The 8183-nt window shown below is 68.4% G+C and carries 4 protein-coding genes; 1 reads left to right on the top strand and 3 read right to left on the bottom strand.

Annotated features, from left to right (window positions below; translation table 11 throughout):
- Positions 1 to 78: 78 nt before the first annotated feature.
- A complete protein-coding gene (locus tag ABD353_RS37860) occupies positions 79 to 447 on the bottom strand; it encodes a DUF7674 family protein (protein ID WP_344628272.1) in 369 nt (122 codons plus the stop codon).
- Between the two features lies 1 nt (position 448).
- Positions 449 to 4042, bottom strand: a complete 3594-nt coding sequence (locus tag ABD353_RS37855; RefSeq protein WP_344628271.1) for an ALF repeat-containing protein — start codon at positions 4040 to 4042, stop codon at positions 449 to 451.
- Positions 4043 to 4537: 495 nt separating this feature from the next.
- Between ABD353_RS37855 and ABD353_RS37850 the strand changes: the two genes are divergently transcribed.
- Positions 4538 to 6565 carry a trypsin-like serine protease gene (locus ABD353_RS37850; protein WP_344628274.1) on the top strand — a complete coding sequence of 676 codons (2028 nt, stop codon included), beginning with the start codon at positions 4538 to 4540 and terminating at the stop codon, positions 6563 to 6565.
- A gap of 280 nt (positions 6566 to 6845) precedes the next feature.
- On the opposite strand, the gene ABD353_RS37845 is transcribed toward ABD353_RS37850, so the two are convergent.
- Positions 6846 to 8062 (bottom strand): IS3 family transposase gene (locus tag ABD353_RS37845; protein ID WP_344628270.1). Its coding sequence is split into 2 segments (ribosomal slippage): positions 6846 to 7810 and positions 7810 to 8062, totalling 1218 coding nucleotides; the frame shifts between segments, so codons are not numbered across the junction.
- Positions 8063 to 8183: the final 121 nt, after the last annotated feature.

Raw genomic sequence — 8183 nt, 5'->3', positions numbered from 1 at the left:
GGCCAGCAACGGCTGGCGGCCGGTCGAACGATGATCGCGCAAGGCGCGATCGGAGCCGGATAGAAATATTACGCGCCGTCAGGCCTTGACGTGCATCCATTCCGGCGAAGCGATGCCCGAAAATTCATTCCATTCAAGGCAATAGGATCGGGAAATGGGGCCGAAACTGCTCCAGACGGTTCGGAGTTCGAACCCTCTATCCCAGGCGTCGAGCAGCGCTTCCAAGAATCCGGTGGCCGCTGCCGCGCGGTCCTGCTCGCTTCCAGTAGCAAGCATGTTCTCGATGACGGCGAGCACCTGCTCGCACTGCAATGTTGTCAGCTCGTGCGCGTGGCTCGCGAAGGAATCCCCGAGACTCGACGCCAGGAGCGTTCCTGGCAGAGTTTCGTCCACGGATAGCAGGTCACTGATCGCAAGTATCTGTCGACACCAGTCGGGCGTCGCCATTTTATCCTCCCAGAGCATCGAGCAGATCGCGGAGTACGTTCTCCGCAGCCGCACGGTCGCCGGCACTTGCGGTTGGATTATTTGTAAGCCACTTTTGCAGGAAGGCTACGGCGTCCGTAGCCTTCTGAGTGTGCCATACCCCGCCGACCGCTTGCCCGGTGAGCTTCTCATAGCGCACCGCCGCGGCGGTGCTACCGCTGCCGATCTTGGCATTCGCACGGTACAGCTTGTCCAGCATACTGGTCAGGGCGGAGTCCTGCGTGTAAGGCTTTGCCATCTCCTGGCGGAGGACGGTGAGATACTTCTCGAATATTGCCCTGTTGGCGGCGATCCTGGTCATTGCCGGAGCGCCCTCCAGCAGGGTGATGCCAAGGCGCTTCGCCAGGGGCTTAAGCAGCGCCCGGAGCCCGGAGCCCATTCCATTCTCCAACATGAGAAGGGTCACCGGGGTACTTTCAAGCTGCTTCAGCAGGTCCGGCCCACAGGCTCCGCGGTTCTCGTATCCCCCGAACGGCCTGTTGTCCTTATAGTTACAGAACGTGTTAAGGAGAATGGCGGAGGCGTTTGGGTTGTTCTCCAGGGAATCCCAGGATATTCCTCCCGCCCAGTCTCCGAGCCATTCATCGAAGCGCGAGGAAAGAGACTCGCAGCTGGTTCCCAAGGCCTTGGGAAGGGCGACGCCATTCAGCAGGCAGGTTCCGCCGATGTTCAGCAGGACCGAGCCGTTGTCGTACTTTTCCAGGGCATGGACCGTGGTGTCTTCGCCCACCGGTACGGGTGTCTGTCCGGCCTCGTTCTCGGCGGTGCGGCGTGCCTGGTCCTCCTGCCTCTGCTTCTCGGCGGCGATCCCGGAAGCCTCCTGCGCGGCCTGGGCGGCCTGGGCGGCGTCCTTTCCTGCTGCGATGGCAGAAGCCCGGGCATCGTCAGCCGAGGCATAGGCCAGGTCCGCGTACGTACGGGCCTGCACAGCGGATGCCTTGGCCCGGTGCGCCGAAGTTGCTGCCGACGATGCCGCGCTGTCGGCCGAGGCGGCGGCGCTCTTGGCCTGGGCGGCCGAGTCGGCAGCACTCTTGGCTGACTGGTCGGCCTGGTGTGCCGAATCGGCGGCCTGGGCGGCGTAGGTCTGAGCCTGGTTGGCCGAGTCGGCGGCCTGGGCGGCGTAGCCGGTGGCTTCAGTTGCTGCGCCGCGTGCGGTGGCTGCGGCTTCGGCCGCCTTGGCTGCGTCCTTCGTGGCGTTGGCGGCGGCCGTTTGGCCCTCTGCGATCAGGCGGCGGACCTCGGCGACGTGGACGGCGTCGTCGTAGTCCCGTTGGGCCATGGCGTAGCGGGTGACCGTGACGAATTCGTGCAGGGTGGGGGCGGGGCCTGCGAGGGCTACCTGGGCTGCGGCCTGGACGTGCGGTCCGCCGCTGCCGGCTGCCTTGAGTGCTTCGACCTGGTCATCCTCTGCTTGGGCGGTGAATTGGCCGGTGTCGAGGAAGGCGCGCAGGGCTTGGGCGGTGTTAGCGTCCAGGGCGGCGGATCCGGCCTGTTGGACGGCCCTGCCTCCCTTGTTGATGATGCTGAGGACTTGAACGCGGTAGTCGTCGGCCTGGGCGGTGTGCTGGCCCGTCTCGAGGAAGGCGGCCCAGTCGTCGGGGGTCTTGGTCAGTGCCGTGCGGGCTGCCGCCTTGAGGTCGGCGGAGCCGTTGTCGGCCATGTGGGCGATCTTGAGGTAGTCGTCCTGGGCGGCCGCGGTCTTACGGCTGGTGGTGAGCCATTGCTGTATGTCTGCGTCGGTGCCGGACAGGGCGGCTTCGGCGGCGCGTGCCGTCCAGGGCGAGCCGGTGGCCATCAGGTGCAGGGCGGCCTTGCGGCCCTTGGTGACGGCTGCCGCATGGTCGGTACCGGCGGTGGTTGCCTCGGTGAGGAGTTGTCTGGTCTCCGCGTCCTGGCGGGCTCCTTCGGTGCGCTCCCAGGCGGCAGTGGCCTGCTGCTCGGTGTATTCCTTCTTGAGTTCCTCGGCGGCCTGGATGGCGAGATCGCGGTCGGCGTTCAGGGCGGCGGTCTCCGCTTCGCGGGCGCTCTGTTCGACCTGGGATGCCTGGTTCGCCGCTTCGGTTGCCTTCTGGGCGGCGGCGAGTGCCGCGGTGGCGTGCTGGGTGGCCAGGTCGGCCCAGTTGCCTGCCTGGCCAGCAGCAGCGGCAGCATCCTCGGCGGCCTTGGCTGCGGCGCTGGCGTGTGTGGCGGCGTCGGTGGCGGCGGCCTTGGCCTGGTTGGCTGCGGTCAGCGCCTTAACGGCCATGGCCTCGGCCGTGGCAGCGGCCCGGTTCGCGGTGGCCGCAAGACGGCGGGCCCGGTCTGCCGCCGCGTTCGCCCGCTGGGCCTCCTCAGCGGCCACGCCGCTCTGTGCGCCGGCGGCGGCCGCGGCCTGCGCAGCGTCTGCCGCGTAGGTGCTGGCCGAGGCCGCGGAGCGAGCGGCGTTGATGGCCTCGTTCAGGGAATTGGCGGCCGCCAGCACCGCGTTCGCGGCGCTGGTGGCATTGGCTGCGGCGTCGCGGGCCTTGACGGCAGCGTCCTTGGCCGCGGCGGCCTGGTTCTTGTCCCTGGCCGCGCCGGAGGCGGCCTGGTAGGCGCGAGCTGCCGCGTCTCCGGCTGCGGCCGCTGCGGCGGCAGGGCGCGCCGCGGCCCTCGGGGCGGCGCTGGCGGCAGTGCGAGCGGCGCTGTTGGCGGCGTTGGCGGCGCTGATCGCCGTGCGCACGGCGTCCGCGGCCACCTGCGCCGCGTCAGCCGCGCGGCCGGCTGCGGCGGACGCCTGGGCAGCCGAGCCCTGGGCTGCGGCGGCCTCAGCAGCAGCCTTCTGGGCGGCTTCCTTGGCACGCTGCGCGGCCTGCACGGCCCGGGCAGAGGCATCCTTGGCCGCGTCGGTCTCCTTGACAGCCTCCGCGCTCTTCTGACGGGCTGTCTCGACCAACTGGCCGACCGTCATGAGTTCCTGGTCCTTGGCGCGGGCCGCGTACTGCCCCTCACTGAGGAACTCCTGCACCGCCTCCGGACCGGCGTCGAGTGCCGCGCTGGCGGCCTGCTGCATCTGCGGGCCGCCGGTGTGCAGCAGGCGCAGCGCCTGGACCTGGTTGTCCTCCGCCTGTGCCTTCTTCAGCTCGATGGTGAGAAAGCGGTTGAGTGCTTCGCCGGAGCCGTCGTTCAGAGCGCGTTCGCCGGCTTCCTTGACCGCGGTGCCGCCGCTGTTCATCGCTCGCAGGACGGCGACCTCCTGATCCTCCTTCCGGGGTGCGGCGATGCCGGACTGCAGGAAGGTGTGGATGTCCTGGGCGGTGCCGGCCAGGGCTGTCTGGGCGGCCTGACGCACCCCGGGGCCACTGGAGTTGAGCAGCTTCAGAACGGCCAGGCGTTCGTCTTCCTCGGTCGCGATGCGCCGGCCGGTGTCCAAGAACGCCTGGATCTGCGCGTCCGAGCCAACCAGCACCTGCTCGGCGGCTGCCCTGAGGGCCTTTCCGCCCGTCTTCCACGCCGCGACGGCCTCGCCGCGCGGGCCAAGCGTCGCACCCGGGGCGTCCGCCGCGACGGCAGGCGCCGCCAGCAGCCCCGTGGTCAAGGCGAGCGCGGTGGTGGCCGCTGTCAGATAGCGGGTCAGCAGCCTCCAGGACGGTGAATTGCGGCGACTATGAGCTATTCGCTCCGTCATATCCCCTCGAAAGTAGATCGGTTGCGGACCGGAGCATGCTCGCCGCCCCGGCCGCCGCATAATCCCACACAATCAACCCCGTCGAGCCGTCGGCGAACAGTTGGGCGATATGACGGGTCCACGCAGATCACCATGATTCGGTGACGATCAGTCACTATCACCCTTTTTGGGGCGGTTTGCTTGCAAGTTACATGACAATCTCGCTCGTACGGCACACTCAGGTGATATCAATAGGCCACCGGCTCCGCCTCTGGCCCATCGGTTTCCCGCAGCCAGCCGCAGGGCCAGCGCGGCAGCCGCAGAACCGAGGTTGCCACACCACATGTCCAAGAAAAGGGGGAACAGAGCCCAATGAGGGCCTCTTCGCGACTTATCGCCGCAACAGCGGCAACATTCCTCTTGTCAGTGCTGCCCGGCACGGTAGGGGTCTCCCAAGCCGACGCCGCCTCACCGTCCTCGGCCGCCGGCGCCGTCGAGGACTTCTCCTACCCCGATGCCGCGCAGATCCTCGCCGAGCGGGGCATCCTCCTTAAGCGCGGCAACGGCAACATCACGCTTGCCGCCTGCGCCGCAGGCTCCGGCCAGATCACGGTCAAGGCCCGCGGCGCGAGCGACATATGCTTCCAAGCCACCGGCAGCCGCGGCTACCTGAGCCTCGAGATCCCCCGGGCAACCGGCATCCACGGCGACGGCACCCACGACGTCACCGCCAACGTGACCACCAACGGCGAGACCAGCACGGTCAGCGTCAACAAGAACCTCTGGACCGCCATCGGCGAGGCAGCCGACCCCGAGGGCCGCGAGGGCACCCTCGTGGAGATCACCTCCACCGGTCCCGCAGGGCCCGCCACCGGCCCCGCTCCCGAACAGCCCTTCGCGGCCAAGCTCGCCATCGGCACCGACAAGCGCTCCTGCACCGGCGCATTGGTCGACCCCCTGTGGGTCATCACCGCCGCCAGCTGCTTCACCGACACTCCCGACCAGGCCTCCGCACTCGCCCCGGGCGCGCCGAAGGACAAAACCACCGCCACCATCGGCCGCGGTGACCTGACCAGCACCACCGGGCAGGTGCGCGACGTCGTCAAGCTCGTCCCCCGCACCGACCGGGACCTCGTCCTGGCTCGCCTCGCCACACCAGTTACCGACATCACCCCGATTTCCCTCTCCACCACCGCGCCGATCACCGGTGAGGATCTGCAGAGCATCGGCTTCGGCCGCACCAAGACCGAATGGGTCCCCACCAAGTCCCACACCGCGACCTTTACCGTCGACACGACCGCCCCGGCCGGCATCGACCTCGCTGCCAAAACTCCCGGCGCCACCGTCTGCAAGGGCGATGCCGGCGGCCCCGTCTGGCACACCGAGAATGGCAAGCCCGCCCTCGTCGCGGTCAGCAGCCGCTCCTGGCAGGGTGGCTGCCTCGGCACCGACCCCGCCGAAACCCGCACCGGCGCCTACGCCGTACGAACCGAGGGCGTCGCCTCTTGGCTTCAGGACGTCCGCGCAGCGGAAGCAGGCTGGAAAGCCTCCGTTCTCGTCAACGGCGACAACGGTGCGCTGTACCGCGCGATCCGCCTCGCCGACGGCACCTACACAACATTCAAGGACATCCAGGCCAGCACCGGCACCACCGGCGGGGTGACGGCCTTCGCCGAAGCCGGGATCAACAATGAGACCGAGATCGTGGCCCTCGGCGGCGACGGACATCTGTGGCACTCCGTCATCTTCCCGCAGTACCCCGGATCAACTGCAGGCGTGGTCGCCCCGAAGACCGATCTGACCGGGGCCGGACGGCCGCTCGCCAACATCACGCAGGTGTCCGCCGTCTCGATCGGCTGGGAACTCCACGTCGTCGTCGTCGCCGGCGGCAAGGTGTACCACACCGTCCGCAACGCCGGCGGCAGCTGGAGCGGCTGGGGCGACGTGCAGAACGTGACAGGCCCGCTGGCCACCGTCACGACCACGGCAATCGCAAGCGTCGGGGGAGAGCTGCAGCTCGTGGCCGTCGCAGGCGGAAAGGCTTACCACACCATCCGCAACACCGCCGGCTCCTGGGCCAGCTGGGGCGACATCGCCCAGGCCGCCGGAGCCACCGGCCCGATCAGCGGCGTTACCCTCGCCGGCGAGGGCAGCGAGGCCCACGTTGCCGTACTCGTCAGCAACGGCACCCAGCAGTTCCACACCATCCGCCACGCCAACCGGACCTGGCAGCCGTTCGCCAACCTCACCGGCGTCTGGGGCACCCTCACCGCCACCTCCATCAGCGCCTCCCAGGTCGACAACCAGGTCCAGTTCACCGTCACCACAAGCGACAACCGCCTGCTGTGGACCGCCCGCAACACCGACGCCACCTGGGCTACCGTCACCGCAGTGAACCTTCAGGGCGCCACCGGTACCCACAATCGGACCGCCATCACCGGTTACATCGCGTAACACCTTCGCGACGCGCCATGCAACGAACGCCCGCGCACCCGACTCACCAAATCGGCTGCGCGGGCCGCCGGTAACTCACACAACACGAGATACACCAGTCGCTGGGCTCTGTTCCGTAATCGGTGGTAACGCTGTGTGGTGGTCACTGGAGGAGGATGCGGTGGCGGAGTAGAGGGAACCCGGCTCGGCCGTGCATCTGTCTCATGATCCGTTTGGTTCGCGTGTTGACGCCTTCGGTGCGGCCATTGTGTGAGGTTGCTCCCGGGGAGTGGACACCGGTTCATGCCGCTGCAAGGGTCAGCGTACGCGGTTGTGTGAGGTGTTGTTCGAACTCGATCGGGGTGCGGTAGCCGAGGCTGGAGTGGCGTCGGCGCCTGTTGTAGTACGAGAGCCAGCGGAACAGCTCCAGCCGGGTCTGCGTCTTGGAGAACCAGGCGCGTCCGTGCAGCAGCTCTCGCTTCAGTCCCTGGAAGAACGACTCAGCCAGGGCGTTGTCGTAGCTCGAACCGACACGTCCAGTGCTGCGCCGGATGCCGTGCCGGTGGCAGACCTCGGCGAAGGTCCTGGACATGTACTGCGATCCGTGATCGGCGTGGAAAATCACTCCGCCGACGTGGCCACCGCGGGCGGCGACGGCCATCTCGAGCGCATCGGTCACCAGCGAGGTGCGCATGTGGTCCGCGATCGACCAGCCCACCACGCGCCGCGAGCAGACGTCGATCACCGTGGCGAGGTAGAGCCACGTCCTATCGACCGGCACGTATGTGATGTCCCCGCACCATTTCGCATCGAGTTCGGCCGCGGTGAAGTCGCGGGCGACCAAGTCCGGCACGGCCGTGGCGGACCGGACCGCGATCGTGGTGCGCTTGCCGCGCCGCAGGTGCCGGCCCACGATGCTGTTGACGCGCATCAGCCGGGTCACGCGCTTGCGGTTGACCACCTGCCCGCGCGCCTGGAGCTCGGCGTGGACCCGCGGGGCACCGTAGGAACCACCGTGTGCGGCGTGGATCGAGCGGATCTCCTCGACCATCATCCGGTCGGCCGCTTCCCGCTCGGCGCGGGCTCCGGCGCCGGCCAGATGCCGGTAGTAGCCGGACCGCGACACGTTCAAGACCCGGCACAGCCGCTTCACGCCCAACAGGGCACGGTGGTCGGAGATGAAGTCCCAGCGGCGAGGGTTCACTTCACCTCGCGCGCGAAATAGGCGGCTGCTCGGCGCAGAATCTCGCGTTCCAGCTGCCACTCGGCCTCCGCCTTGCGCAGCCGGGTGTTTTCCGTCCGGAGCCTGGCGAGTTCCTCGCCCGGCGCCTCCGTGGCCTGGCCGCGCTCGCCGCGACCGGCCTGCTCGTCCGCCTGCCGTACCCAGGACCGCAGCGTCTCGCCGGTCACCCCGACGTCCGCTGCCACCGCCGAGTACGTCCGCGCACCCGCGGCCGCCCGGAACAGGGCGACGGCGTCCCTCCTGAACTCCTCCGGATACGGAGACCTACGTCCCACCTGGACATCCCTTCCTGGACCATCAAGATCCATTGTCAGGGTGTCCACTCCACAGGTTCAGCCTCACATGCGTAGTACCCGGAACGGGCGACGCCCAGGACCTCGCACAACCGCTGGACGC

This window comes from Kitasatospora arboriphila (assembly GCF_039528095.1).
Classification (GTDB): Bacteria; Actinomycetota; Actinomycetes; order Streptomycetales; family Streptomycetaceae; genus Kitasatospora; species Kitasatospora arboriphila.
Note: the sequence above shows the minus strand (reverse complement) of the source record. Positions and strands in the feature narration are given on the sequence as shown.

What these genes read in the sequence shown, in the direction of transcription:
- ABD353_RS37860 (WP_344628272.1), bottom strand. Translation starts at nt 447, where the DNA reads ATGGCGACGCCCGACTGGTGTCGACAGATACTTGCGATCAGTGACCTG.